This is a genomic window from Candidatus Enterococcus avicola (genome assembly GCF_047470845.1).
GTDB lineage: Bacteria > Bacillota > Bacilli > Lactobacillales > Enterococcaceae > Enterococcus_D > Enterococcus_D casseliflavus.
Map to the genome: position 1 here is coordinate 198,143 of NZ_JBLGTY010000004.1, position 25,974 is coordinate 224,116.

General features: G+C 38.2%; 28 protein-coding genes. 1 reads left to right on the forward strand and 27 read right to left on the reverse strand.

Going from position 1 to position 25,974, the window contains the following annotated elements:
- Nucleotides 1–155: 155 nt before the first annotated feature.
- The gene (locus tag ACI3E5_RS06025) at nt 156–698 is read left to right on the forward strand and encodes a hypothetical protein (protein WP_498821051.1); all 543 of its coding nucleotides are present in this window, start codon (nt 156–158) and stop codon (nt 696–698) included.
- A 238-nt stretch (nt 699–936) separates the two neighbouring features.
- Here ACI3E5_RS06025 and ACI3E5_RS06030 read toward each other — a convergent pair whose 3' ends face one another.
- The 27 genes from ACI3E5_RS06030 to ACI3E5_RS06160 all read right to left on the reverse strand — a co-directional run bounded on the left by ACI3E5_RS06030 (nt 937) and on the right by ACI3E5_RS06160 (nt 25,882).
- Nucleotides 937–1,803, reverse strand: a complete 867-nt coding sequence (locus ACI3E5_RS06030; protein WP_498821053.1) for a peptidoglycan amidohydrolase family protein — start codon at nt 1,801–1,803, stop codon at nt 937–939.
- A gap of 88 nt (nt 1,804–1,891) precedes the next feature.
- The gene (locus ACI3E5_RS06035; RefSeq protein ID WP_434244667.1) at nt 1,892–2,272 is read right to left on the reverse strand and encodes a transcriptional regulator; all 381 of its coding nucleotides are present in this window, start codon (nt 2,270–2,272) and stop codon (nt 1,892–1,894) included.
- 45 nt (nt 2,273–2,317) lie between these two features.
- Entirely contained in the window at nt 2,318–3,100 is a 783-nt protein-coding gene (locus ACI3E5_RS06040; protein WP_498821056.1) for a C40 family peptidase, read from the reverse strand.
- Between the two features lie 38 nt (nt 3,101–3,138).
- Nucleotides 3,139–3,384 carry a phage holin gene (locus ACI3E5_RS06045; RefSeq protein WP_086332173.1) on the reverse strand — a complete coding sequence of 82 codons (246 nt, stop codon included), beginning with the start codon at nt 3,382–3,384 and terminating at the stop codon, nt 3,139–3,141.
- 11 nt (nt 3,385–3,395) lie between these two features.
- Nucleotides 3,396–3,860: a hypothetical protein gene (locus ACI3E5_RS06050; protein WP_498821058.1), complete on the reverse strand. Its 465-nt coding sequence runs from the start codon at nt 3,858–3,860 to the stop codon at nt 3,396–3,398.
- Nucleotides 3,861–3,918: 58 nt separating this feature from the next.
- On the reverse strand, nt 3,919–4,122 hold the full coding sequence (locus ACI3E5_RS06055; RefSeq protein WP_074536831.1) for a hypothetical protein: 204 nt from the start codon (nt 4,120–4,122) through the stop codon (nt 3,919–3,921).
- 16 nt (nt 4,123–4,138) lie between these two features.
- Nucleotides 4,139–7,750 carry a hypothetical protein gene (locus ACI3E5_RS06060; RefSeq protein ID WP_498821060.1) on the reverse strand — a complete coding sequence of 1,204 codons (3,612 nt, stop codon included), beginning with the start codon at nt 7,748–7,750 and terminating at the stop codon, nt 4,139–4,141.
- A complete protein-coding gene (locus ACI3E5_RS06065) occupies nt 7,747–9,252 on the reverse strand; it encodes a phage tail family protein (RefSeq protein ID WP_498821061.1) in 1,506 nt (501 codons plus the stop codon). Before ACI3E5_RS06065 ends, ACI3E5_RS06060 begins: the two co-directional genes overlap by 4 nt.
- The gene (locus tag ACI3E5_RS06070) at nt 9,249–13,574 is read right to left on the reverse strand and encodes a phage tail tape measure protein (protein WP_498821063.1); all 4,326 of its coding nucleotides are present in this window, start codon (nt 13,572–13,574) and stop codon (nt 9,249–9,251) included. The genes ACI3E5_RS06065 and ACI3E5_RS06070 overlap by 4 nt, the downstream gene beginning before the upstream one ends.
- A 210-nt stretch (nt 13,575–13,784) precedes the next feature.
- Nucleotides 13,785–14,162, reverse strand: a complete 378-nt coding sequence (gpG, locus tag ACI3E5_RS06075) for a phage tail assembly chaperone G (protein ID WP_270289924.1) — start codon at nt 14,160–14,162, stop codon at nt 13,785–13,787.
- 75 nt (nt 14,163–14,237) lie between these two features.
- Complete coding sequence (locus ACI3E5_RS06080) at nt 14,238–14,858, reverse strand: phage tail protein (protein ID WP_113850022.1); 621 nt, start codon at nt 14,856–14,858, stop codon at nt 14,238–14,240.
- A gap of 30 nt (nt 14,859–14,888) precedes the next feature.
- Complete coding sequence (locus ACI3E5_RS06085; protein ID WP_498821066.1) at nt 14,889–15,284, reverse strand: hypothetical protein; 396 nt, start codon at nt 15,282–15,284, stop codon at nt 14,889–14,891.
- Nucleotides 15,281–15,679 carry an HK97 gp10 family phage protein gene (locus ACI3E5_RS06090; protein WP_156232543.1) on the reverse strand — a complete coding sequence of 133 codons (399 nt, stop codon included), beginning with the start codon at nt 15,677–15,679 and terminating at the stop codon, nt 15,281–15,283. The genes ACI3E5_RS06085 and ACI3E5_RS06090 overlap by 4 nt, the downstream gene beginning before the upstream one ends.
- Complete coding sequence (locus ACI3E5_RS06095; RefSeq protein WP_194185611.1) at nt 15,676–16,047, reverse strand: phage head-tail adapter protein; 372 nt, start codon at nt 16,045–16,047, stop codon at nt 15,676–15,678. The genes ACI3E5_RS06090 and ACI3E5_RS06095 overlap by 4 nt, the downstream gene beginning before the upstream one ends.
- Entirely contained in the window at nt 16,037–16,315 is a 279-nt protein-coding gene (locus ACI3E5_RS06100; RefSeq protein WP_498821067.1) for a hypothetical protein, read from the reverse strand. Before ACI3E5_RS06100 ends, ACI3E5_RS06095 begins: the two co-directional genes overlap by 11 nt.
- Before the next feature lie 14 nt (nt 16,316–16,329).
- Nucleotides 16,330–16,566, reverse strand: coding sequence for an Ig-like domain-containing protein (locus ACI3E5_RS06105; RefSeq protein WP_275626239.1), 237 nt, complete (start codon nt 16,564–16,566; stop codon nt 16,330–16,332).
- A gap of 20 nt (nt 16,567–16,586) precedes the next feature.
- Nucleotides 16,587–17,771: a phage major capsid protein gene (locus ACI3E5_RS06110; RefSeq protein WP_498821069.1), complete on the reverse strand. Its 1,185-nt coding sequence runs from the start codon at nt 17,769–17,771 to the stop codon at nt 16,587–16,589.
- A 3-nt stretch (nt 17,772–17,774) separates the two neighbouring features.
- Nucleotides 17,775–18,479, reverse strand: coding sequence for a head maturation protease, ClpP-related (locus ACI3E5_RS06115; RefSeq protein ID WP_498821071.1), 705 nt, complete (start codon nt 18,477–18,479; stop codon nt 17,775–17,777).
- Entirely contained in the window at nt 18,466–19,638 is a 1,173-nt protein-coding gene (locus ACI3E5_RS06120) for a phage portal protein (protein WP_498821073.1), read from the reverse strand. The genes ACI3E5_RS06115 and ACI3E5_RS06120 overlap by 14 nt, the downstream gene beginning before the upstream one ends.
- A gap of 42 nt (nt 19,639–19,680) precedes the next feature.
- The gene (locus tag ACI3E5_RS06125) at nt 19,681–20,790 is read right to left on the reverse strand and encodes a hypothetical protein (protein WP_498821075.1); all 1,110 of its coding nucleotides are present in this window, start codon (nt 20,788–20,790) and stop codon (nt 19,681–19,683) included.
- 59 nt (nt 20,791–20,849) lie between these two features.
- Entirely contained in the window at nt 20,850–22,541 is a 1,692-nt protein-coding gene (locus ACI3E5_RS06130) for a terminase large subunit domain-containing protein (protein WP_498821077.1), read from the reverse strand.
- Between the two features lie 2 nt (nt 22,542–22,543).
- On the reverse strand, nt 22,544–23,098 hold the full coding sequence (locus tag ACI3E5_RS06135) for a helix-turn-helix domain-containing protein (RefSeq protein WP_498855855.1): 555 nt from the start codon (nt 23,096–23,098) through the stop codon (nt 22,544–22,546).
- A gap of 198 nt (nt 23,099–23,296) precedes the next feature.
- Nucleotides 23,297–23,611: an HNH endonuclease gene (locus ACI3E5_RS06140; protein ID WP_375360049.1), complete on the reverse strand. Its 315-nt coding sequence runs from the start codon at nt 23,609–23,611 to the stop codon at nt 23,297–23,299.
- On the reverse strand, nt 23,608–23,937 hold the full coding sequence (locus ACI3E5_RS06145; protein WP_498821082.1) for a hypothetical protein: 330 nt from the start codon (nt 23,935–23,937) through the stop codon (nt 23,608–23,610). The genes ACI3E5_RS06140 and ACI3E5_RS06145 overlap by 4 nt, the downstream gene beginning before the upstream one ends.
- A gap of 70 nt (nt 23,938–24,007) precedes the next feature.
- On the reverse strand, nt 24,008–24,757 hold the full coding sequence (locus ACI3E5_RS06150; RefSeq protein WP_375360051.1) for a hypothetical protein: 750 nt from the start codon (nt 24,755–24,757) through the stop codon (nt 24,008–24,010).
- Nucleotides 24,758–25,048: 291 nt separating this feature from the next.
- The gene (locus tag ACI3E5_RS06155; protein ID WP_375360052.1) at nt 25,049–25,519 is read right to left on the reverse strand and encodes a hypothetical protein; all 471 of its coding nucleotides are present in this window, start codon (nt 25,517–25,519) and stop codon (nt 25,049–25,051) included.
- A 165-nt stretch (nt 25,520–25,684) separates the two neighbouring features.
- Complete coding sequence (locus ACI3E5_RS06160) at nt 25,685–25,882, reverse strand: hypothetical protein (protein WP_375360090.1); 198 nt, start codon at nt 25,880–25,882, stop codon at nt 25,685–25,687.
- Nucleotides 25,883–25,974 lie beyond the last annotated feature (92 nt).

Genomic DNA, 25,974 nt, shown 5'->3' on the forward strand with positions numbered 1-25,974 from the left:
TCCTTTTTGAAAAGGTTATCATAAGAATAAGTCTTGGTAAACAGAAGAAGCACTATAGTTTTATAAACGTAACTAGCGTTCTCTTTCTGTTCGTATGCGTAAAATATTATACTCTTATTGTCAGCATTACAGCACTCATTGAGAGGAGCGTTATTATGGAAGAGAAAAGCAAAAAATGGATCTTAAGTTTAACTGGACTCTTTGGTGGTCTTGTTCTATCGTGGATCGGTAATTACATATACACCGCAACAAATATGGAAGGTGGATTTGATTCAATTTTTACATCTATAGGATTATTTTTTTCAAACTATCCATATTCTTATGCAGTACGAGTTAACGAATTGCCGTTCTTTGTGCGGTATGGTTCCGCCATTGGAGCAGCAATAATAGGTAGTTTATCAAATATTATAGTGAGTCTTTTAAAAAGTAAATTTAGAGATTTCTGGGTGTATTTTGCTCTCAGTTTTTATTTTTTAATAGGTCTAGGATTTATCCTTTACAGTGTCCCGATAAGTTCACAATATGAACGGGTATCAAAAGAAAGAAATAATATAGAAATTATAAAACCTGTTATATCGGAATCCGAATACAACCTATTGGTATCAGAATATTATCAAATAAAAAACAAAGACAATTTTGAAGATTTAAGAAACAAAATAAAAAGAACTGCAGAGGATAATGATTTGTCATTACAATGATCTCACTATATAAAGCCCAATCCAAAATATAAAAAGGTATAGAATTATAAAAAAGATAAATCTTAATATCTGTTTTGCCCATTTGAACATATAAAATACCTCCCTAACTATCTTATGTATAAGCCCGCCGAAGCGGGCTATTAATTTAAAAAAACCACTCCCATTACGGAGTGGCATTTTTGTGATTTGGATATAATAAACGATTAACTTGAAACGTCATTTTTGAACATCAGTTTCATTAGATCCATCCAGAAATCCCCTCAAGCTTATACTTGCGATAACTAGTACCTGTACCAACATTCACTGGTGCAATATCGATTGTATCGACTTTTTTTACACTTTTTGATTTCTGAGCAGATGTCAATAGCGTTCCCTCTACTGTTCTCTGTGCTGCTGCTTTAAATTTAACAATTTCACCATTAGAAATATAGGTAGTTGTTGGAGACCACTTCTCCAGATCACGTTCTAAGGTCCAGTGATTAATAATTGTAGGTGTTTGAACTTGTTTTACAAATACTAAGTTATGCTCACCATTTCGACCGGTGTCGTCATACTTAACACCCGTTACTTTTCCAGCAAGTTTCTTGTCGTTATCACTAATTAAGTCACCATTAAAGTAATGAGTAGCATTGTTTTTGATATAAACAACGTCATCTACTTTGTACTTAAATGGAGGATTAGCGCCCTTTAATCGGTAAAAGTATACTGGCAATCCACTATAATCTCCCATCCAATTTGTAGCTGGCGTCGTTACGATTCCATTTTTCCCGCCTCCTAAGGTACAATGAATAATATTTGTACTATCAACAAAAACCCCAGTGTGTCCATCCGAACCGCCAGAGTTTCCCTTGTACCCTGCAACAAAAATATCCCCCCGTTTCACTTCAGAACGAGTAATCGAAGTAAGCAATTTGCCTTCTAGCGCAAAAAGTGAATCTGTATTTCCAATCCCTGTACCCGAAGGTAAGAAACCTCCTGCAATCAATGAGAAATACACAGCCGAACTACAGTCATAACTATTTGGTCCTAAACGTGAATTCATTGAATAAGTTACTTTACCTTCTCGATCCTTAAACCATTTGATCATATTTTCAATACTAGCCATTTTTAATTTCCCTCTCTTTTTAACCATGCGTCCATGGTGAACGTACGTCCTTAATTAAAGAATAAACCATGATAGGTATTGAAAGAGGTCAAACCGATAACCATCCTAATCTTTTTGCGATTTCATTAATAAATTCAGCATCTCTTCTCTTTATAGTAGATTCGCTTAGAAAAGTTTCCGCAGATACAACCGCTATACATTTCTTAGAATGGCCGTTGTAATACTTCACGAAAAATATATCTCTAACATCAAGTGTTGAATCTTCTAGAACACCATTGACCACTCTTAAAAAGGATTTATAAAACAAAATTTGATTCATTGTCCAACTTGGATTTTCTTCACCTAATGGGTATTCCATATAAGGATTTCTATCTGTTGCAATAATGTCTGAGAACTCTTTAAACGTTTTTTCGATCTTTTTATATTGCCATAGTATACTGCGAATGTGTGCTCTGGTTTCATTAGTCATTCTGACAACTCCTATCAATGGTTTTCAATTATTTACGAAATAGTTTTAAGGTAATTTGTTGGTATTCAATGCTTTTTGCAAGGCAGATACCATGCTCGAAACAGGACTAATAATACCGTCTGGCGTAGTACCCAATCGTTTTTGAAATGCTTTGATTGTCGCTTGTCCCATTAGACCATCTACTGTTACGCCCAAATACTTTTGCAATGCCACAACAACATTTGATCCAATCAAAGAATTATCGAATTCAGCAGCATAAATGTTCTGATTAAATTTTTGCTTGTATTGGTGGCTTATAATGCCATCTTTACCCGCAGTATCAAAGTATTCTTGCAAGCGTCTCGCCGTAGCATTGCCGAATTGCCCATCGATTGCTAATTGAATCATCTGTGGATTGTTTTCGGTAGGTTTAACATCACCAGATGCAACAATTCGATAAAAATGATGCGTTAACCGGGTACTCATGTATGAATCATGACTATCTGTATGGATTCCATTCCAATAATACGAACAATGAATGAAACTCTTATTGCTTAGGAAAATACCTGTATGTCCCCCTGATCCGTTGGATTGACCAGGAGTACCAGCAACAAAAATATCTCCACGTTTCACTTCTGATCGACTGATTTTTTTCAGTTTAGTACCTGACATTGCAAACAATGTTTCAGTGTTACCCATCGATCCACTAGGCAGAAATCCACCAGCGATCATGGAAAAGAATACTGCAGAAGAACAGTCGTAGCTTTTGGGTCCTAAGCGACTTGTCATTGAGTAGGTTACTTTGCCTTCACGATCAGTCATCCATTTAATCATTTGTTCAATGTTCATGTTGATCATCCTTTCAAATTAAAAAGAGTAGCTAACAGCTACTCCTTCTTGTCGGTAAACTCTTGTCCGTCCCCATAATCAGGTTTCTGTTCATCTTGATACTGGCTGCTAGCGATATTTAAGAACACACCAGCTAATGTTGCAGCAGCCGTAATCGTTCCAACAATAATTTCTGTCGAGAATCCATATAAACCACCTAGAGTTACGATAAACGCCGTGATACCTGGCACCCCAACGGTTAAAACTTTTTTTGCTAAATCGTACTGTTTATTTGTTAACTTCATGATATTTCCTCCTAATGTTCATCGATTTCTTTTTGTTGTAAAATCCCTTCATCACGTACACTTAAATTAGATACCTTGGCACGTAATGTATCGCCAGTTCCATTTCCACCGAGATTCTTGTATGCTTCAAACAAATAATCAAAGTTGTTCAGCTCCCCAACAGTGATATACCCACGCTTAATGTACTCATCTGCTTTGTTCCATATTTGATTGTGAAGTGATGCCTTCTCGGCTTTAACGATTTTCTGGCTTCTGACTTCAGCCATCTCCTGATAATCCTCTACATTTTTAAGGCGTTTATCTTGTTCCGTATTTGCCGTTTCTAAGGCGGTGATTGTTTGTTCCCTAAGATCGTTCTCAGCCCTTTTGGCTTTAACTAACTTAGTGACCCATGTTCCCACCCTCCACAGAGTAGCCAATAAACCACTTCCAAAAGCGGCTGCCCAAAAACTATTGATTTCCAAAAACTCTTTCATTTTAATTTCCCCCAACTGAACATATGCCACCTGCTTTCTACTAAAATAAAAGAGCAACCTATTCTGGCTGCTCTTTCGTCAACATATTAACAATCTTATTTTCTGCAACTACTAAAACTTCACTTAAATCAAGTGTATCTGCTGAAATAATTAATTGTCCCGTAATTGATTCGTTATTCTTATTTTGACTATCAACTGAAACATAATACTTAGTAATCTTCCCGTCTTGATCATACTCGGGTGTAATGCTTGTCCATCGCATGAATATTCCTCCGTTTCTATGGTATGTCGTATGTTAAAGCAGATATATCAACGTATTGAGAATTTCCAACAACCTTAATTTGTATAGAATTCCCGATACTTGGCTGCGCTGTCCCCAACATAGCGACACGAACTGTTTGCAATTCTGTTGCGTCTCCTGCAGCTAGCTTAAATGTGTTTCCGGTCGGCCTTATAGAAGCTGGAACGGTGCCTATCCCAAAAGGATAGGTTGTCCCTGTCATAGCACCACTTGTTCGCTCAACCTGCCCTCTGAAGGTAATTGTTCTCTTTCCCTTCATGTTATATGAGATCTGATACTGGCAGGGATTATTTTCAGAAGTCCTGAAACCAGCCGCATAAGACAAGTTAATCCATGGTGTATCAGTTAGTTGTCTCGCATGTATCATTCCAGAAAAGCCATTTGCTCTATCATTTAAAGTCAACGTATCAAAAGAAAGTGAAGCAGATGCGATCAACTCATTTTGATCTCCTGCAGCTGACCCGCTATACCTAGCCATTGATAATAATTGATGACTAAGAATCTGTTCGTAGGATTGTGTCACAACTCCTGACGAATTTCTTATAACGCCAGAGTTATTGATCTCCGCATCTTTTATTGATAAGGTACCTATAGCGGTTGTATTATCGTTATACGTTCGAGAATAATCGTTGTAAATTTCACCTATACGAGAAACAATGGCCGCCAAATTTTCAACGGAAATATTTGCAGCAATAAATACATAGATCTCCCAAGCAGATCCGTTCCAACGGTAAGTCCCATTAAGTAAGTAGCCATTATTTGTTCCGGTGTTTCTCCAAAGCATACCAACATATGGCGATGTAGGGACAGTACTCTGAGCGACAAGACCGGTCGGGTCACCTTTCTGCCCTTGCTTAGATACCGTATAGCTCTCATTAGTATTACCATTAGTGTACGTTAGCCTTGTCCTAGTCCATAAATACTGACCTTCTGGCACTGCGGGAATAGCTGCTGTCCAACCAGATGTAGGAACAGTTGTACTGGATGTTGAGGCAACATAATTGATAGAGGTAGCTGAAATACCATTCCCTGTTGCACCAGTTTCTCCCGATTTGCTCACTGAATATCCGGTTTTGGAAGTGCTATCTGAAAACGTCCAGATAGTTCTTGTCCATAGAAACTGACCCGCAGGAACTGTTGGGATAGCTGAGAGCCAATTTCCCGTAGGGGTTGTTGTACCACTCGATCCTACTTGATAAGTAATGTCAGTTGAGATAACCCCCTTACCAGCAGAGCCTTGCTTAGATTTGGTCACAATGATTTGCTTCTGGATGGTGACACCGTTTCTAACTGCTCGAAAAATCGCCATCCCCATATCTGCACTCGCCGCAGTGACTGTATACACACCTGTCGATGCATTTATGTTCGCCGTTATACCCGATTGGGAAACAAGTGAATAAGCAACACCTGTGGTCTGTTGGGTTTGACCCAAGAATGTGATAAATGTGCCATTTGCAGCACTAAAATCTGTGACTGTCCCTGCTGAGTTTGCTGGTAATACAATTGCTTCGTTAGTCAAATAACCGGAAAACACTTCTTGTGCATTTGCTCCGGGAGGACCCGTTGGACCAATTCCACCGGTAGGCCCTTGTGGTCCCATGAATGGTGTCCATGGTTTGTAATCGTCAGGATTATCAGACCCAATTTGATTCGTATCTGAATAGAATCCCTCGTATTTTGGATAGGCATTTTCATAGTCTACTGAAGGCGGTGTTGTGAAGATAGTTGCGGTATCACTTTCTTCTAGTTTGACAATTCTATACGCAATTTTCGTAGCTCTCTGTTCATTTCTCAATCTCCAAGCAAAATATTTCCGCAGATTTACAATATCCGTGGTTTTAATCGTATACGTTAAAACCACTCTTGAGTTCATAGGGATATTATTTTGCCTCCAAGTAGGAAAATCCCATGTATAATTTTTATTTTCCCCCAATCCAATATGCAAGTTGATCGGAACGCTATCTTCAACTAACTTTTTAACTTCAATTGAGAAAGTATATGTTTTACCCGGAACCATCTCTACTTCAGTGCCAAATTGAGTGAAATATGAACTTGATGGCATATCTAGTTCTGTCCAATTTGAGCTACCGTTTAACAAATTTTCATTCGGATATTCCTTAGTAAAGGTACCGTTCGCCATCATCCAAGCACGATGGGGAAAATACGTCAATCCATCTTGTCCGTCCTGACCGTCTTCTCCGTCCTTTCCATCTTGTCCATCTTCTCCATCATCACCTTTTGACAGACTCCATGTGTAAACACTTGGATCACTCGGCTGCTGATTCACTAAACTAACCGTTAAACCAGTATATTTCTTCCCTTGAGGATTCAGACTAAAACCAGTCCCTTTTTCATCATCTGCATAAGCATAGAAGATGAAGTTGCTTACTCCATCTTTTCCTTTAAGCTTGTCTGCCATTGCTTGAATTTGTTCAGCGATTCCACTATCACGAATCAGATAATCTCCTAAAGTAATTTCAAAAGTGTCGTTACTCCTACTACGATCCGTTTTAAGAATACGTCCTTCTAGGTAAAGTTCATCTTTATCGTTGACGATCGAAACATAATCACCAGCTTTTAAGGTACGTGGAGCATCAATAACATCGACCTCATAATTTACCTCTGGATAGCCTGTCTTCTTTAACTGAAGAATGGTTTCGTTGGCCAAAGCATTCTGTGTTGTTGCTTCGCTGTTATAGATACCTGTGTAGTATCCCTCGTCTTCGCCTTGTTCGTAGGGATTAAGATAGCGGCTGTACTTAGCATTTGATTCGGTATCTTTCAAAATATTTCCACTCAGAACAAATCTTGCTTTGCCGGTCTCAGGATTAATTTCTTTTTGTGCGGTGGTCAGAGAGTAGCCGTTTAAAGTTATTGGATTTTCTTTTCCCTCAGGTGTTGCACCGTAACATCGATAAGCGTTAAACATGTTTGCTCGACTGCGCTTCATCCGGATATTTTTCACTTCACGATTCATCCGAAGCTCAATACCTGTATCATTTCCTCGTTTCTTTAGGATATCAATATACTTGTGTTTTAACTCAAGTGTGTTTTCATCAATATCAAAGCGAAATTGTAATTCTGCGTTGTCAAATTGCGTAAAAATAGACTGCAGTCTATTTAACCCGGTCGCTTCTCCATCCCACTCCAATGTTCGAGTCAGATTAGGAATCTCATTAATTCCGATTTCAAAGCCCGAATCTGCTGCTGCTCGTTCGATATAATAAACGATCGGTTTAGCACTACCTGGCGATCCCCACGCTGGGAGCATCTCATTAATTAGATCCATACCCGCATCTTCACCGTAAAAGTAGTGGAACATTGCTTCTTCATCTGATTCATCATCAATGACAGACCATAGTCTTCCATGGCCTTCTTGATCAGTAGTGACAAAATACGTTGCTTCCTGACCATATGCTCGCACAATATTTCGATTTTCTTCGTCAAATCCCACATAGACTTCAAAAGTCGAAGTGCCAGTTTCGACATCTTCGACTTCGTGATCATCATAGTAAGTAACTCCTTTAGGCAGTTTTGCTGAAGCTTTTCCAAGAGGGTTCCAGAAACGATCGAAAAAAAAGATAATCATAAGTAAGCCTCCTGATTGTAAAGTTTAAAACTTGGCGCTTGTGCCCAAGAGGAATAAATACACTCGATTTGATTGATCCCAGGTTCTAAAAAGAATTCTTCCCAGTCATTCCCTAAACTGCCCAAGCCTTTTTGCTCGATTCCGTTTAGTGTGACAATTCCCGTACTACAATCTGCTCGCAGAACATCAGCTTCCCCAAAAAGATTCTTCACATCTCGAACCTTCTCAACTTTATCTTTTCGAAATGTGGAATGAGTGAGTTTCATATGTGATAACGGTGTGCCATTTACAGGAACTCCCATATAATAAACAACATCAGTCACTTCAACGTCCTTCAATTCATCTAATCGAATGGAATGGATAAAGCCGCCGTTGGCGACTCCCCCAACATGAAATCTCAATAAGTTCCCTTCTTTTACAATCGAAAACTCTCTGCCTTTCTTTGTATAGAAATTCCATGCAGTCGGTTGAAAGGACCATTCTTTCCAATTGCCTTTTACATTGATTCGGATTTTCGCATTATTATTTGAAGAAGAAAGTTTGTAAAATACGACTGAGCAGATCGCTTTTCCTGAAGCATCACGCAGTTCCACAATGTAGATACCTGTTTGCCGAATATTTCCAGTTTCAAACCACACACCATGGCGAGACTCAAAATCTTTTGCCCCGACATGTCCTTGTGAATCAGGCGACACCTTACGACCATACGTGATCCCTTTGAAGCCTTGTGTGCCAGTTCCGTAAGAATCCGGCGTTACAAATCCGTAGCCGCCATCTGATCCAAACTTCCTAGTGCCGTTAGCATTTAGTTTTTCCGTTCCATTCCACAAACCGTCAAACTGGTATCCATTTGTTTTCCATCCCCGGCTTGCTTCAGCAGAAGCAATCATGACCGTATCCCAAATGACACGATCTGATTCAGTGTAACCAACTCCATCAGCTTCATCGGGATTACCAAATTGCAAGATTTTACCTCTATTGTTGATAAAAGCAACCACGCCATTGTCTCCTGGCATCGTTGCTTCTAAGATTGGATATGATTTGTATGTCCCTTTATTATTGACGGTGAATGTATCTGATTGAGTGGTATAGATATCAGTCTTTGTAGCATGTGCGATTCCTTCTGGCACATAAAATGAAAGACTAATCCTTGCTTGATTCTTATCATCCATTTCTCTGACAAACGATGATGAGCCATCAATAATAGCATTCCAATAACGATCTTTAAAAATTGAAATTTGCAACTGTTGGGGTGTTTCCTGATTCAGAATCAGGGATAGAGCATCACGATCAGCAATATAATCTTCGGAAGCCATCAGGAAGCTAAGAGGGATAGATTTCCCTTGATTTCGTTTGTACTTAAATTTTTTACCATCATTTTTGGTTTGATCCTCATAGACATTCTCAACGTCCGGAAGTATGCCCCAATCAGGAGCTTCATCTAAGTCCATTTTTTCTGTTAAATTTGATCCACTATAGATTATAGTTACATCTGATATCAACCTCTTATCCCCCTTCCTCTGCTTTGTGTTCGTTCTCTTCGATTAGACTCCTCTATAATCACATCGCCTAAAACTCTACGATTCAGTTCAAATTTCACGTTTCGGAGATCCTTTCCAAAGGAAGACATTATGGCAATCAATTGATCAAGTTTGTCCGAATAGTCTTGCGTATTAACAATCGTAGTTGATGTTGGCTCTACAGATGGACTCATACTTCTCAAGTTCCGAACCAATGAGGAATCTTCCGGAATACCCACGCCGTCAGCATACTTTGGAATGCCCAAGCGCCGCATGATCGATTTGGTGATACTAGCTCGAGCAACTTTCGTTCCTGCAGGAGCATTGGGAATATACACATTTCGACCTTGAGGTATAAATGGAGCCTGACCAGGAAACTGAACCAACTCTTTGTATAATGGTCCTGATTGATCATTTACGATCATATCTCCACCCGGGTGGTAATTTGTTCCTTTGGCATTTGGAATAGCTGTTTGTCCTGTTCTTCTCCCACGATACTCAACATCGATTACCACATTTTTGCTATATACTTGAGCAATTTCACTCTTCGCTCTTAGTACTTCAGAATAATCTGCTGTTGCATGTAAATGTTTCGCACCAACGCCAGTAGCATTGTAATCATTGATTTTGCTCTTAGAGTTTGCCAATATGCTATTTACATTTGTATTGTCTCCCAATAATCTTTTCAGCTCTGGAGAAACACTGTTATATGTTTCTAGCATTTTCTTAGATTGACTAACCGTTAAGGTTGCTGGATCTTCTGCTATCAATCTTTTAACTTCTGGATCTAGTGCGTTATACTCGTTTAATGAGGTTTTCGAAAAGCTTAATGCATTTAAGAGATCATAATTTTCAGCATTCAAATTTTTAATCTTGGGTTGAAATTGCTCCCACATCCCCAAATTAAGCATTGTTTCTGCCATGACTTCAGGAGTATTAGAGTAAAGGAATGCTTTTTTCTCATCAAATGACATCTCTGCCCATTTTCCCGAGTCTTCTAATGCTTTGTACATTGTTATCGAAAATTCGTCCTGTAGTATGGCTTTTTTATCAGACCAAGCCATACCGCCCCACCAACCATTAGCAATTGCAGCTTCACCGATAACGTCTTTTGCATTACTATCTAAGTCGGCATCATGGACTACTAGCTTCAAATTATTCCACGTTATAGAATCTTTAGTAGCTTCTGTAACGACCTCTGCAACATTGGATTTAACTTCTCCAGTCTTTTCATCAAAAACTAAATCATTCCAAGTTTGAGCTGCTTTCTTTCCAGCCTTACTTGATTCTGATGCAGTCCAAGAGATTTTTTCCGCATTCTTTTCTGCATTTGATGCCAATTCTCTTGATAAGTCAGAAGCGCTCTTTAGGATTTTTTCGTTTTCTGCAATTGCACTATCAGCATAATCACCCATACTTGAAATTAGTTGACCGTTTGCAAGAGAGACCTCATTTTGTAATTCAGGATATTTTTTAAGAATCGTTTCCATTTGAGAATCAAAACCTTTTACAGTCGTTGAATTTATCTCATCCCAAGCCGCCAGAAATTTCTTAGCGAACTCACCATCTAAGTTGTATCCCAAATCTTGTAGGTACTTTTCTTTTTCTTGTCTACTTAAAGTTGCATTTTGCTGGGCTATCTGCCTTTGCTTACCTAAAGATTGCAACCACAATTTCGCTTCTTCCTCTGTTGCATTTGCTACATCTGCGTTCATGGCTGCAAGTATTTTTTTCTTCTCGTTTGCAGAAACATCTAAAGTTTCAACATATGCTTGAGTTGTATTTTTCGCCAGATCTTGAATAATTTTTGCTTCAGATACACTAATCTCTCGATTGCTATTACTAGCTGCTTTCTTTATCTCTGTGATTCTTGCGGTATTCTCTTGAACTGTTTGTAATGCAGATTCCGCCTTAACTTTTTCGTCTTCTACCATTTCACTGACAGAAGAATTAACAGATTCAGGAAGTTCTTTTATTAATTTATCCAAGCCCTCGACTTTCTTCACAAGGCTGTCTTCAATGGTCTGACCTATTTTCTCAAAATTTGAGATCATAGAGTCAGAGTTAGTGGCAAATCCATCTGCCATTAAACCGAATTGCCCTGATGCTTTTTGCGTATTATCCTGCACTTTTGTTAAGGTACCATCAACTGCTTCTCCAACATCAGTTCCCCATCGTTGAACACGTTGACTAGAATTCCAAGCTTCTTCACCGAATAATTTCCATGCACCATACCCGACTGCAAGCGCACCACCAACACCAACGATACCAAGAATAAGCGGACCTAATGGACCGAGCGCAGCCGACATGGCTCCTATGCCTCCAGATCCTGCCGCCCCACTGGCTGCAGCTCCAAATTGTGTCATGGTGCCTGACCCACTTGCTAAAGTTTTTAGAAAGTCATTGGCGGAAATATCTCCATCAATAAATGATTTTTTAACCTCATCGATAGCTTTTTTTTTGGCCATGTTTGCACTTAGATCAATAAAGGATTTTCCTAACCCTCCAATTGTGCCGCTTAATTTTCCGGTAATCGATAACAAAGGGCCAGCGGCCGCAGTAGCAGCTATCAATTTTACGATCATCTGTTGGGTTTTAGGATCTGCATTGCTAAACGCCTCAGCTAGATTACCGATTTGTTTGATTAGAGGTTTGCTCGATTCTAATCCATCTCTTAATGCATCAACAAAAGGACCTCCCAAATCAATAGCAGCATTCACTGCCTCATTTCTAAGCATTTTTAGTTTGGATTCCGTTGTTTCGTAACGCTTGCCAGCTTCTTCAGCAAGTGCAGTATTTTCTCCGAATGCTTTGTTACCCATTTCTACCGCCCCAGCAAATACTCCGCTGGCATTAGCTGCACGCAGCAAACTGTCTCTTAACCGAACTTCAGTTATACCCATGTCATCCAACACACTAATTGCAGACGAACCTTGTTCTTCGGCTTTCCCTAATCCTTCGACAAATTTCATAATTGCTGCAGATGGATTAGATTTGAACATTTCAGCAAATTTGTCACCAGTCATTCCGGCAACATCAGCAAACTGTTCCAAGCTAGTTTTCGAATTGTCAGCTTCTTTATACATCTTTTTAAGTTCTGCAGATGTAAATCCCATTTCTTTGGAAACACCAGTTAGTTCTTTGCCACCATTTCGCACCGCTGTTACTAATCTTTCCCAAGAAACACCTTGATCCTCGGCATGTGCTTTCAACTCGTCAAATGAGCCCGCTCCTTTTTCAACAGCTAATTGCATATTAACCATCACTTTAGAGAAGGCAGACCCACCAGCTTCCGCTTCAATACCAACAGAACTTAATGCTGCTGCAAATCCCAAAATGTCGCCTTCGGACATACCAATTTGAGCACCTGCACCTGCTAACCGTAATGCCATCGCCGATATTTCAGATTCTGTTGTTGCAAAGTTATTACCTAAGTCAACCAATGCAGAACCTAAGTTGCTAAATTTATCTTGCGACATTTGAGTAATATTAGCAAAACGAGCCAACTCAGTAGCAGCTGTTTCAGCGCTCATGTTTGTTGACTCGCCTAGATCGATCATTACTTTAGTAAATGCAGAAACATTGTCTGTTTGGATCCCCAGCTGCCCTGCAGCTTCGGCAACAGCAGCTATTTCACTATGGGTTGACGGTAGTTCATTTGCAAGATTTCTTAAACTCGCTTCAAGATCATCGTATGAATAAACAACATTACCATTGCTATCCACCACTTCGTCTGATGTTTTCTTTACACCAGCAAATGCTGATTCCCAACTAATAGCAGCGGCAGTCACAGCAGTCACGCCAGCCGCAATAGGTACAGTTAAGCCTTTTGTCAAAATAGACCCTATGTCCCCTAGTCTTTTGCCGTTGTTTATTAAAACATCGCTTGCTTTATTGATTGAACCAGTTAAACCTTCATTTCTGATTTGATAGTCAGCAATCGCTCCTGCAGTATTTTGTAACTGTAGTTTATAGTTTGCCAGTTTACCGTTAGCATCTTGTAATTGGTTAGCCAGCCGTTTCGTGGAGTCAGTAGCTTTACCATCAACAAATGAACCATCATAGGCTTTCTTGAGGGCGGTCACTTGATTTTCTTGTGCTTTGATAATCTGTGTTAAACCATCGTATCGAGTGCCTAATTTGCCAAGTTTGTTCCCTGCCAAATCAGCTACTTTCATATTTGCTTGCATTTCTTTTGCTAGGTATTGTACTTGCTTTTTAGAATTAGCAATGCCTTTCCCAAAATCGGCATCATCCAACCCTAGCTTTATGACCATATTTCCTAAAGGAGTTGCACCAGCCAAATCATCCGCCCCCTTTCCCTTTGACTAAATCAGACAATGGCTTAATTTCTTTGCGTTTCTTGTTTTTCTTTCCTTTTGGCGTTTGTTTAAACATAATTTCATAAAGGTACAGCGTATCTGTATTCAGAACGTCATTGATTGTCCAACTGGGATAAATCTTCAATATCGATCTCACAACATCTAGCTGTAACTCATGATGATCGGACGAACTTATTTTTCGTCCTTTTTTCCTTTTGGGCCTTTCTTGTCTGTTGGATCTGATTCTTCCACGTCTTTTTCGTAACCTAAGACACGATACATGATGATTTCCAAGATCAAATCTCTGTCCCATGCATCGATACCATCTAAAAGGACAGTTCCGGTTAAATCTTTATCATCAAACAAGCCGGCTACAAACTCAGCACGGAATTCAGTAAGCGCTCTGGCTGAAGGAGCAATATCATTGCCTTCATCATCCTTCTTGAAAAGTTTTGCTTCACCATCCGTGTAATCTAAAGCTTTTGAATACGGTACGTGGCTTTGTGTGAAGGTCTTTCTTGTTCCATTGATCATTAAATCCAATCTGATTTCTTTTCCAATTTCTGACATGTATAATTCCTCCTATTAATCAAAAATAAAAAGGCTAGTCCGAAGACTAACCTTTCCCTTCATTATTCACCACCATTATTCACCGCCGCCACTTGGAGGTGTAACTGGACCACCGAGAACAGCAGTTTTTAACGAAGCAACGTTTTCTGCACCAAATGCACGCAACACTTTCATTTTCTCTGTTTTTTCACCGATTGTGATATCACGAGTGATAGCATTAAATACATATTCACCGGCTTCAGGCGTAAAATCTTCGTCATTCTTAGTAGCTAATGAATAGCCATCACGATTGAATTTACCTGCAAGCATTGCAAATGCGACTGGTTCGCCATATAGATCTTCAGCTTCAGCAACAGTTGCCACGTATGGAGGCTCCGTTTTATCACCGAATCCATCAATACCGCCATCATCCCCAAATGTAACTAAACCTAGCAACTCTTGTTCAATAGCAACTGGAACATCAAGCAAACCGAAGTTAGCGGCAACAGTTCCCGTACCTTTTGCAGCGATCCAGTACTCCCGATCCCCTGCGAAAACTTTTTGAATTTCTTTTGATAGACCAGTCAAATCAAACGCTGTAGGTCCACCTTCTTTTTGTTTACCTTCAAGCACTCTAATTTGTTTTGATGTATCGGGTGTTAAATCTGTTTTCAAGACCCGTGTAGATAATGTACTAAAACCATATGTTTCTGCCATTGTTAATTCCTCCTAATAAAATAGACCCGATTAATAATCAGTGTCGTGAATTTGTGTATTTTTTCGATATCGCCTTGCATCCACAAAGCGTTTTGTTTCAGGGAAATATTCGTCAAGTCCACCATTTAACTGAGCATAACCAAATCCCCACATCGCAGCTTTCACTGCTTTAGCAATTTCTTTCGTCAAAATCCTTGATTGAGTTTCAACATTAATTTGATAGCTGAACGTCTGTGACATCTCTTTGTTGGCTGCATAGTAAGCACTAGTTGGCGGTCCAAGTGGTGTATCGATGATAATAAAAGGTTTGGTCGAATCGAAGCTTTCAGGCACTTCATAGAATTTAATGTTCTTTGCAGTAACCTCTTTTGCAATCGTAGGATCAGCAGATAAAACGTTGTAGACTTCCATCATCATATCTTTCATCGTGCTAACTCCTCCAATTCTGACCGCATCTCCTCAAATGCAGATCCTTCTGTTTTATCAACCACACCTTGCAATTTTCCCATCCCTCTAGGGCTAATGTACTTACCAAACCGAGTATAGCCAAACTCACTCAAATGCACTAAGCGCCATCTTGAACCTTGACCCCAACCAACTTCGATCGTTTTAGGCGGTCCTTTTTTCACTCCGGAAACAATTACTGTGTCATGCGTTTCACCAGTATCCATGTAACTGGATACCGCCTCTTGCACATCTTGTTGCAATTTTTTCCCATAGTTTCTAAGCGACTTATTCACGATCCGGTTTGTTCTTGCAGGACCTAGCTTGGCTTCGAGATTCTTTAGAATCTCATCCACGCCTTTAACTGAAACGCTCATGAAGTCACCCCCAAGATGATTTTAAGAAAATCGTTATTCTCAACATCTGGCGCAAAATCTACAATATCCCACACATCATCTTTGTATCGGAAATCATCCAAGACTACTTTATGCGCATTGTTTGGCAAATAATCTGTGAATGGATCCCGAATCTTGATTGTGACAGCTTTCTTTGTTCCTTTTCCGCTAAGAATATCCCTATCCTTAGAAGAAGGATTGTAGACTAAGCAAGTGCAGTAATACAATTTCTTGTTTTCTTGTTCACCCGGTTCAGGCCCATCGTTTGGTTTTACTTCAAAAAATGTAACCGGTGTATTCAAATCACCGGCTACAATTTCAGGTCTTTCATATTTTGTTTTAATCGGCAACTTGATCACCTACTAAATCTATCGAAGCATCCATGATCATCACTTGGAAATTGGCATAAAAGTATTCGAGTGCTTCGTTTCTTAAATAACGTGTACGCTCATAAACCAATTCTTTGCCCTTTTCATACTTTGTAGGATCGAACTCTCCAATGATCGATTTAATATCGGCAAACCCATTTTCCAGTTGCTTGCCAATATCTACGTCTTCCGAGGAATGAAAAATACGAAAGCGAGATTTGTATTCATCAATAAAGGTCTGCTCATTCATTTACTGCCACCTCCTTATTCTGCAGTGACAGTCACTTCACACTCCGTAGTCAATCCGTTAGCTGTTGTTGCTGTGATCGTAGCAGTTCCTGCGCTGACAGCTGTAACTTTGCCTTGTTTTGGCGTAACAGTAGCTATTGCAGCATCTGAGCTTGTAAACGTCACTGATTTGTCAGTAGCCGTTTCTGGGTCAACAGTAGCAGTCAAAGTTTCGGTTCCCCCGACAACAAGAGAGACAGTGGTTTTATTCAGCGTCACTCCTGTGGGGGAAATTACTCCCCCGAGCCACCGTCAACATCTGCAGGGATAGCAATATCATATACTTGAGCTGCATCGTTGTTTGTTGGTTGTCCGTTACCCAACATATCAATCGCATACAAAGTTGCACGTTTCATTGCAAAGGTTTCTTTGTAAACTGCAATTTTTTCAGGACGAGATTGAGTGGCATCATATTCGCCGTCAATAAATGCAATCAATTTATTTTCAGGAACATCTAAGGATTCGATGATATGATCTTGCGAAATGAATGGCAAGTTCGAAACAAAAACGCCGTTAGCATTTTGGGTTGTAACTCGAGCCACAATATCGTAATAATTAACAGGGTTTACAATCAAATACACTTTGCCTGAAACCTTACGATATTTAGTCTCGCCGTCAGTATCGTTGTCACCAACACGATGTGTGTATTTTGAAGCAGTTTTCAGTACCTTAGCAAATTCTTTTACCATAGTAGCAGAATCCTTGAAAGTCAAAGTACCAGCCGATGCTTTATCAGGATAGACACCTCCAGTAACAGCTCCATCCAAATCTTTCAAAAGACCAATCGGCTCGTTATTGCCTGTACCAGTGACAATCTTCACTTCCCAGATGTCAGAAACAGCTTCACGTAAAGATAACTGTACATACCGATTGATCCAACGAGGCCCTAAGTCTAATGTATCATTAGAAATTAGCATAAAAGCAGTCAATGCAAGTTGAGTGTATTCTGTCGAGTCGAATTCCGCATCAAGTTGCCCTTCTAAATCTTTGTGTAACGGTCCAAACACAGCTACACCTTTACGGCGAGAACGAATGACCTTGACTTTACCAACAGTTGATTGGAAGTTGATTAAGCGCAACAAAGGGTGATCTTTTTCCAAGTCTTCGAATACTTTTTCAAAGATTGTTTCTGGCCATACTAAATCTTTGTCAAATCCGCCAGCTTTTGAGACTTCATTATAAAATTTCGTTTCTTCAGCAGTTAAGGTTGGGATTCCCCGAGCTTCTAATACACGGTTGTCAGTTACGTTCTTTAATTCTTCGTACTCAGCACGTACTTGTGCACCTGCATCTTCTGCAATGGCTGTGACGTAAGCTTCTAAAGCATTGTTTACTTGTTCAGGTGTTGCATCTTCTTTTGCAGAAATAGCGTTGAAGATTTTCTTCGCATCTGCAGTTTTGTCTGTAATTTTTAACATAGTTTATTCTCCTTTTCGCAAACGTGTGATTAATGATTTTGGTTTCGGTTCTTGTTCCACTTGATTTGTTACAGGTTGGCTTATATTAGACATAGCAACAGCAACTGCATCTTGAATCATTGATGCAATATCCTGCGGTTCTTCTTGAGGTTCAGCACGTTTTACAGAATCAGCAAATCCAAACTTAACAGCTTCATCTGCTGTGAACCATTTTTCTTCATTCATCCATTCCCGTAATTGATCCGTAGTTTGACCGGTCTTATCAGAATAAATTGCCAGAATTGAATCATCGATGGTCTCCAAAGCATTCAAAGTTTTTTGGATATCCTGTTTGTTTCCCCAAGCGAATGTTGAAGCTTCGTGAATCATCAATGAAGTGCCAACATTCATGATCACTTCGTCAGCGCCAGCAATGATGAAAGTTGCAGCACTGGCTGCCAAACCAGTTACTTCGACAGTGACATTTGATGGGTGATCTTTTAGGTAGTTGTAAATTTCAATCCCTTCAAACACATCGCCGCCAGGACTATTCAGTTTGATCACGATATCATCTGTGACTGTATCCAGTGATTCACGGATATCTTTCGCATTAATAACATCATCATCACGCCAATATTTCTTTTGGACATTGCCACTTAAGGTGAGAATGTGCTTACCATTTTGGATTTCGTTGGTAAATTGAAACGGTACTTTTTTAACTTTCGGCATTTTCGTTCTCACCCCCTTTCGCTGTTTCTTCATAGTTCTTGGTCATTACTAGCTTTTTACCTTCTCCATTAGGCAAAGGTTCATAGTCATATTCTTCACGTACTTCATCCCGGAAGAAGCTTGCGCTTGATACCACCTTGTCGATCTGAGTTGCATCTTCGACGATACTTCTAGGTAATACCTTCGATACTTTGATTCTCTCGCCGTTCTTGTATTCTTTTTTTGTAATGATTTTCGCCATTAGTTCATCCTGAAGCTTCTTCATTAGTGGTGTGATACAAAGTTTACGAAAAGCATCTAGATTAGAATCAAGGTCAGCTTTTTCACCATAAATAAGCGCCGTAGGAACTCCTATGGCGTTGGCTACATCATCTATCAACGATGTTTTCATTTTGTTCAGCTCATCAAGTGATTGATTGGAAACCCCTTGTTTGTTGGTGTATTCCTCGTACTCAAATCCTTTGATCTTTGCTACAATTGCTACGGATTTTGTTTTGAATGCATTGTAGACCTTGTCAATATACTCTTGTAATCTTTGACTTCGTGTCTTGCCGTCTTTTCCTTTTTCTTCGTTAATACTTCCGGTCGAATCGATAGACACCGATCCACGAATTTGATTATTTCGCATTGCAATTTCAATGATTCGCCCAAATAACTCGGAATAGTCCTCAAACAAGCCCTTTGTAAAACGATCAAGTTTATCATTGTTGTATTCAATGTAGATCACATCTGACATATTGAAGCTTTTTTGAAATACATAGTTCTTTACTGTTACGCCAGTGAACACATCATCATAAACGGCGTATTCTGTACGAGAAAAATCATCAGCTATCAGCAATTGGTTATCTTCAGTAAAAATGACCAGCACTTCGTTGTCGTCCATAAGTCGGTAGAAAAACTTTTCCCAAAACGTTGCAGCTGACATATCATTGTTGGGTCGAACATTCAAAATGTATTCCCAATCAGCAGTACCATCTTTGTTTTTGAACTTTACTTCCAGTGTGGACATGGTCCTTGCGACAAAATCTAGCACTGTATTCTTTGCCATAATTTTCAGATATGCTCGAGCGGACTCATCATCACCATAGACGAGATCAGGAATCCAGTCTGAAGGTTCTTCATTACGTATGGACTGCTTAAAGACATCAAATAAACTCACATATTTTCACCACCTTTCAAGGTAAAATAAAAAGCCCTATTTCTAGAGCTCAAAATCATCTTCAGCCTTATTGAACAAAGAAGTATAGGTAATTTTTGATACCACCGATTCTATTGTTTTTAAATAGTTTGCAAGATTGGTTTTTGATAAAATTTCCGAGTATTGTTTCGAAATTTTTTCAGTTGTTTCTGCAATTTTTTTCAGCTGATTCAAGTCAAAATTCATAAAATCAATGTTGAATTTTTCTTTATGACTCATTATTTCAACAATGGCTTCATCAATCTTTTTGGATACATATCTCACATCTCTCATAAATTTTTTTTGATCTTCAGATGAAAAATATTTATTATGTGCGATTTTATTTCTTTGTTTTCTGATATTCTTCATTCTCACAGCAATGTTGTCAATTTGGATATATTTTTGGATGTACCTATCCCAAAAACTCTCAGGTTTGTTGCTTTTAATTATTTCAATAATTTCTTCTTTTTCGAGATGATCAATATTTTCTACTTTAAATTTACTATCATAATTATATTCATCAAAATTTACTACTTTATCGAAAAACAACGTTTCAAACTCTGACAAATCAAGTTCTTCTAACCCCTGTTCAATATTGTTTTTTTCTTTTGAATTCAGAGTACTATTATCACCTAAACTGTCAGACCAATTCTTACCTTCTGTTGGCGTGGTTATAACTAATAATAATTGTCTCAGTTTTCTTTCATACATAGACAAACTTTTATAGGAAATTTCAGCAAAATATCTTGATAATTCATCATTAAGAATGACTAAATAGAAATCGTTTTTTTTATGTTTTTTCAAGTCTTGAATTATAGCCGATAATACGTCTGCATATTTTCTTTTATTATTCTGATAATCTATTTTTATGTCTAAATAGAAACCAGAGTCTTTCCTATTTTTAGCATTCCCATAATATGTTTTGTAAAACGCCTTATACATTTTTTTCTTATATTCCACTGTGAATTCAGTCCATTTAATCGTTATCGGAACATCAATAACCACAGTTCCCTCTTTTTTTGCATTTTCCTTTTCCCTAACTGCTTCAGGATTAAAGAAATTTTCCAACCATTTCGTACAGGTAATTTGATTTTTATTGTTCGGAATTAAATAGTATGAATTACAGATTTCCATAGTACTCCTCCATTGATTTTCATAAATTAAATATTATCAATGTAGAACAATTTATTCAACTAAAATTCAATATCATCCAACATATCAAAGGCATCATCGTAGTCAACTTGATCATCCAATTCTGCTGCTTTATATAAAGCATGAATAAACGCTTGAAAACCATCTGTTTTACGCTTAACTTCCTCTTTTTTCAGAAATTGTTTACCTGCTTGTGTTTCCTTCACATACACATTATTGGTAAACCAGCGCATTAACGGATTATCACCAAAAATAAATTTATGGTTTGCAAATCCATCTTCTACACGAGGCGCTAATAACGGATGTAAGTTAGCCGGCCTTTTCAATCGAACTACTTCAAATCCTTCTTTTTCAAGCATAGGCCCCAAAATATCTGCCTTGTAATTATCCATGACGATAACTCGCACACCATATTCCTCTCTAGCTTTAATAAACCAATCAACTATATACTTAGGGTTCAAAGATGGCTCATCAATAATTTTCATCAGTCCCATTCTTTCCCAAGTCTTTATTGGTGCCCTTTTTTCACTACCAACTAACTGCTCTTTTAGCGAGTAACCGTAGTGAACATCGCAAAAATGTTTCATCGCAAAAGTAAATGTCTTAAATGCGTACTCCAACTTCTTTCGATTTTTAAATAGTAAACCGCAAGTAGCAAAATCTCGAACACTACCGAAATCGAGAGATCCGATCGGCACCGTATCTAATTCAAAGAATGGCCGGTTTGTTGCCATTATTTCTTCTCGGGTAGCAACAGAGTTTTCCATATTGTCTTCGAGAAAATTCATTCGCTTAGTGACGAATGCTGAACGACCAGATGGTTCAGTAGCTAGCTTTTTATATTTTTTCATCACTTCGTTGAAAAGACGCTTGCCACGTTTATTCAGTGGTGGCTGTAACGCCGGATTTGCTTTTGCCCAATAATCAGGATCATCCATCTCTTCAATATCATCTAGCTCACATATATATGGGAAAACACCTTTAAACTTTGATAGACCATTCAGAATGTCTTCACATTCCCGATACTTGATATCAAAGTAACCTTCACGCACAAATCCCTTTGTCCCAATAAAGAACTGACGACCATGGTCCACTTTTCCAAGGCCACCAGAAAATACATCTACAATATCTGTATTTTCCATTTCATGGTACTCGTCATAGATTACTGCACCTTCTCGTCCACCGTCTTGAGAACTTGCATTACTTGTTTTATATTCAAAAACGGACTGAGTTTCTAACCCTGTTAAGCTACTTTTATAGGCTTCAAATTCTTCTTTCAGATCTTCATTGCCTTTTTTATTTATAACTCGATAACATTCTTGAAAACTTCGCTTGGCCTGTTTTTCACTATTGGCCACAATAGAAACATCATAGTAATCAATTCCATGAAGCGAACTAACAAAATAATTTGCTAACGTTGAAATAAACCCATTCTTACCACCGCCACGACCCATATTAATAACAAATTCATCAAAAACAACTTCATCATCTTCTTTGTAAAACAAAAAGATGAATGCGGAAATAAACTTTTCCCATTCATCTAAATCAAAATACCAAGCTTGACTAAACTCAATATAATTATTTATTTGTTCCTCATCGAAGTAATAAATATCGTCACGAGGTAAAATCTCTTTTTCTATTAATTTTAAAAGTTGTATCCTTTTTTCGTTAAGGACTAACTCACCAGATTTCCATTTACGAATATATTGATCAACATGCTTGGTAGTAAGCATTTCTATTTCCTACCAAGTAACTTACTTTTTTTGTCTACTTTCATATTTTGCGGTAATGAATCGGTGAGTTGCTTGATAATAGCTTGGTATGTTTTATCTCTATTGTCATAATTTTCGACAATTGGTCTTTTTCTATCATAAGGCATTTGATTTTCGCTTTGCTTGAATTTCTCATATTCTCCGTTTTCAATAATATCTTTCCAATTATCATCTAACAAAACTCTTAGTCTTGCAGCTTGAGTAATTAGTCCTTCAACTAAACTAAGTTTGTCACGAGGGATTTTATTGAATATTTGTTGAAGACGATTCTTTTCTTCTGTCACGCGCTTTTCCATATCGTCCATGCGATCATTCAGTAAGAAATGTAAACTACATCCAAGCACTTTCGCTATTGAACTTAGCTTTTCAATACTAGGTGAATTTTTACCATTTTCAATGCTTCCATAGTACTTACTAGAAATTCCACTTTTAGTTGCTACATCAACCTGTGTCATCCTATTTTCAAGTCTTTTTTGCTTCATTCTCGATCCAACTAACTTAGAATCCAAACTAATCACCTTCTTTCTAATTTCAATGTGATGGGGTAGGAGGGGGGGAGGGGTAAAAAATTTGTGCTACATTTCCAGAATTGACCCCTCCCACCGGTTCCCTAGATTGGGATTTGACCCCAAAACAATTCGACCGGGGGTGTGTTGGTCCCCACTTTGGTTTGATTTTATATTCATTTTTGGGATTCTGTTTTCTTTGTTTGTCACTCACCACCACTCATCGTCCCACTTTCTTTTCTTTGGTTGCCCACGATAGTTCATCCGATCGTGTCGCTTGTTGTGGCAGTCCTTGCATAACGTTCTTAGATTGTCCGGATCAAACGCAAGCTCTGGATTTGTTTGTAACTCTTTGATGTGATCGACTTCCAGTATCGAATCATACTGTGTAGTCAGTCTGCCTTCTGCTTTACACCACTGGCATTCATAATGATCCCTTTCAAGTATTGCCTGCCTTAGATTTCTCCACTTAGTCGATCCATAAAACCTAGCTCGATCCGCTTTGGTTTTAACAACAGGTATCATTGTTCTTTGGCTAACTGCTCAACATAAACATTTACCAAGGCTCTTTGCACTTGTAAGATTCCATCTACTCCTAGCTGTGTAACATCGAGGTTCATATGTTCTTTTATAAACGTTGCGTTGACAGGTGCCTCAAGTGATCGCTTCATCATGTAATAATTTAGTGCTGCAAGTTCATCTACCTTCAGCCCGTATGCCGTAATAATTTTCCAGAAAAGATCAGCAACAGCATCCATGTCCTTCTCTTCTCTTAACTGGGTCAGCATCTTGATAAAATCGTCTTGTTTTTCTGGAATAAGTTTCTTTCTGTGATCCTGTGGTTTCTTCATACCCATCTCTCCTTATACAAAATAAAAAGCCACTCGCACGGAGTGACTACATTATTAAAATATCCAACTCTTATTTACCTGCTTTAACCTTTTCCCATTCCTTTTTGTAGTAATCTCTTAACATGACAATTAACTTATTTACTTCTATTGCTACATCATCTCTCATTTTCCTAGATTGTTGAATATTACTGTCAACTACGTTAGCAGAATCAAATTGCATCCAACTACTTTTCAATGAATATTTACGAAGGTTCTCGTGTATCTCCTCGGCTAGTTTTACTATTTTGTTATTTTCTTCATTGTTACTAAAGTTTAATTTTATTAACATAAATTCTTTTTTTACAATTTCCAAAGTATTATTTAAATCATCGACTCTACTTTTCATATCTAAATCAAAATTCACTTTGTCTTGTATTTCCCATTGTTCATAAATATCTTTGTATTTTTTTCGATCTGTATGAGATATTTTTTTATCATTACTTAAAGCTTTAAAATTGGCTGCCCTCATATTGTATTCATTGTATTGCCTAATTTTCTCTGAGAACATAACGTACGAACTAGATAATTTCAAAGAAGCGTTTAGAAATGATGTTACAATTTCTTTTGTACTATCGATCCAATGCATTCTTGATTTAGAAATAATATCGGCATCAATCTTTTTTTGTTCTAATATATTTTGCTTTATTCCCATTTTTCTTGTATTTAAAAAACTCAGCAAAGAAAAAACAAATGATATCACAGCGCCCACAGCAGCTACAATCGCAGCTACACTAGACCAAATGAAATCTCCATGGACATCATAAAAAATATTCCCTATCATATATTTACTCAACACCTTTTTTATATATAGTATCATCTATTACAGAATATCTTTCAATATTAAAAGACAGCACTAGCGAATTTCGAAATGAGATGATCCACCTCTTTCAAAAAATTGTGCTGTCTTTCGTATCCGTCAAAGAAGTAAAGCGACGAGGGATTAGCCTCCTTTCGGTATTTGGATTATTGTGAGTAGTCCAACAACCGACTCTCCGTTTCTTCTACGCTATTACTATAACCCGTTTAAATCAAGAAATATACACAGGCTTTGAGGTCGCATTTTGTGGCAATGTCAAAACAAGCTCAACTGATCTTGATCCGCTGAATAGTAGTCCATTTCTTCTTGCTTCTTCAAGCGTTCCTCTCGCCTTGCCTCATACTCATCCACGAATGATAATGTCTTGCGAATCTCTGTATGCCGCTTTCTGATATAGGATACGCTGTAACCCGTCTCATCTGCTATATCATAAACATCCATGTCATCAATATACTTTAATTTAACAATTTGATTGTCCGCACCGCTGAACGAATCAATCAATTCCATCAGTTCAACTTTTTCTTTTTCAAGAAGCTCTAGTTCATTCTCTATAATCCTGATGTTTTCTTCCAACGATGATGATCTTGAATTCTTTTCAAGGCGCACGTTTGCTAAATCACCGTTGATCCATCGATCTAATTCCAACCTACTCTTGTTAAGATTCCATTTCATGAAGAGTATTTGTTCTTCTAAGTCTTGGTAGTTTTTAAGCCATTGAAATCTCACAAACGCCACCCCTTTATGGTAAAATAGTCTTGTCACAGGTCACTTACCCAAAAGGTAGTGGCTTTTTTTATTTACCTTCCCTCTCGTCCATCTTTTTTCCAACAATTACTGCAACGACCATTATCATTACGAATCCTGTGAAACCTAAAACTGCAACTGTCATAATCATCCTCCACTTTCCATCGCATCTCGCACTAGCGGATCATTGATAATAATCTTGTACTTCATCTGCTCATGTTTCAGCTGTTGTTCTAGCTGCTCAATTTGTTCCTGTTGATTCACTATTGTATAGGATAACCAACTTGAAGCTACAACGAATGAAATGAAAAATAAGATTTCATGTTTAACTTTTGCTCTGTTCATTATTAAGAACCGTGCAGCATATTTATTGTAAAGAAAGAATTTTCGCATAGAGTTTCCCCCTCTCTATTGTTATAATAAATAAAAAAATAGGA

Excerpts from the sequence above, each read along its gene's own strand:
- ACI3E5_RS06090 (WP_156232543.1), bottom strand. The coding sequence starts at position 15,679 with ATGAGCGTTTCAGTTAAAGGCGTGGATGAGATTCTAAAGAATCTCGAA.
- ACI3E5_RS06040 (WP_498821056.1), bottom strand. The coding sequence starts at position 3,100 with ATGAACATTGAACAAATGATTAAATGGATGACTGATCGTGAAGGCAAA.
- ACI3E5_RS06130 (WP_498821077.1), bottom strand. The coding sequence starts at position 22,541 with ATGCTTACTACCAAGCATGTTGATCAATATATTCGTAAATGGAAATCT.
- ACI3E5_RS06110 (WP_498821069.1), bottom strand. The coding sequence starts at position 17,771 with ATGTTAAAAATTACAGACAAAACTGCAGATGCGAAGAAAATCTTCAAC.
- ACI3E5_RS06025 (WP_498821051.1), top strand. The coding sequence starts at position 156 with ATGGAAGAGAAAAGCAAAAAATGGATCTTAAGTTTAACTGGACTCTTT.
- ACI3E5_RS06100 (WP_498821067.1), bottom strand. The coding sequence starts at position 16,315 with ATGAATGAGCAGACCTTTATTGATGAATACAAATCTCGCTTTCGTATT.
- ACI3E5_RS06055 (WP_074536831.1), bottom strand. The coding sequence starts at position 4,122 with ATGCGATGGACAAGCATTACACCCGAGTATGATCAAGACGGGAAGATT.
- gpG (WP_270289924.1), bottom strand. The coding sequence starts at position 14,162 with ATGTCAGAAATTGGAAAAGAAATCAGATTGGATTTAATGATCAATGGA.
- ACI3E5_RS06150 (WP_375360051.1), bottom strand. The coding sequence starts at position 24,757 with ATGATAGGGAATATTTTTTATGATGTCCATGGAGATTTCATTTGGTCT.
- ACI3E5_RS06125 (WP_498821075.1), bottom strand. The coding sequence starts at position 20,790 with ATGGAAATCTGTAATTCATACTATTTAATTCCGAACAATAAAAATCAA.
- ACI3E5_RS06035 (WP_434244667.1), bottom strand. The coding sequence starts at position 2,272 with ATGACTAATGAAACCAGAGCACACATTCGCAGTATACTATGGCAATAT.
- ACI3E5_RS06045 (WP_086332173.1), bottom strand. The coding sequence starts at position 3,384 with ATGAAGTTAACAAATAAACAGTACGATTTAGCAAAAAAAGTTTTAACC.
- ACI3E5_RS06050 (WP_498821058.1), bottom strand. The coding sequence starts at position 3,860 with ATGAAAGAGTTTTTGGAAATCAATAGTTTTTGGGCAGCCGCTTTTGGA.
- ACI3E5_RS06140 (WP_375360049.1), bottom strand. The coding sequence starts at position 23,611 with ATGATACCTGTTGTTAAAACCAAAGCGGATCGAGCTAGGTTTTATGGA.
- ACI3E5_RS06085 (WP_498821066.1), bottom strand. The coding sequence starts at position 15,284 with ATGAAAGATATGATGATGGAAGTCTACAACGTTTTATCTGCTGATCCT.
- ACI3E5_RS06030 (WP_498821053.1), bottom strand. The coding sequence starts at position 1,803 with ATGGCTAGTATTGAAAATATGATCAAATGGTTTAAGGATCGAGAAGGT.
- ACI3E5_RS06145 (WP_498821082.1), bottom strand. The coding sequence starts at position 23,937 with ATGAAGAAACCACAGGATCACAGAAAGAAACTTATTCCAGAAAAACAA.
- ACI3E5_RS06080 (WP_113850022.1), bottom strand. The coding sequence starts at position 14,858 with ATGGCAGAAACATATGGTTTTAGTACATTATCTACACGGGTCTTGAAA.
- ACI3E5_RS06060 (WP_498821060.1), bottom strand. The coding sequence starts at position 7,750 with ATGATTATCTTTTTTTTCGATCGTTTCTGGAACCCTCTTGGAAAAGCT.
- ACI3E5_RS06160 (WP_375360090.1), bottom strand. The coding sequence starts at position 25,882 with ATGAACAGAGCAAAAGTTAAACATGAAATCTTATTTTTCATTTCATTC.
- ACI3E5_RS06115 (WP_498821071.1), bottom strand. The coding sequence starts at position 18,479 with ATGCCGAAAGTTAAAAAAGTACCGTTTCAATTTACCAACGAAATCCAA.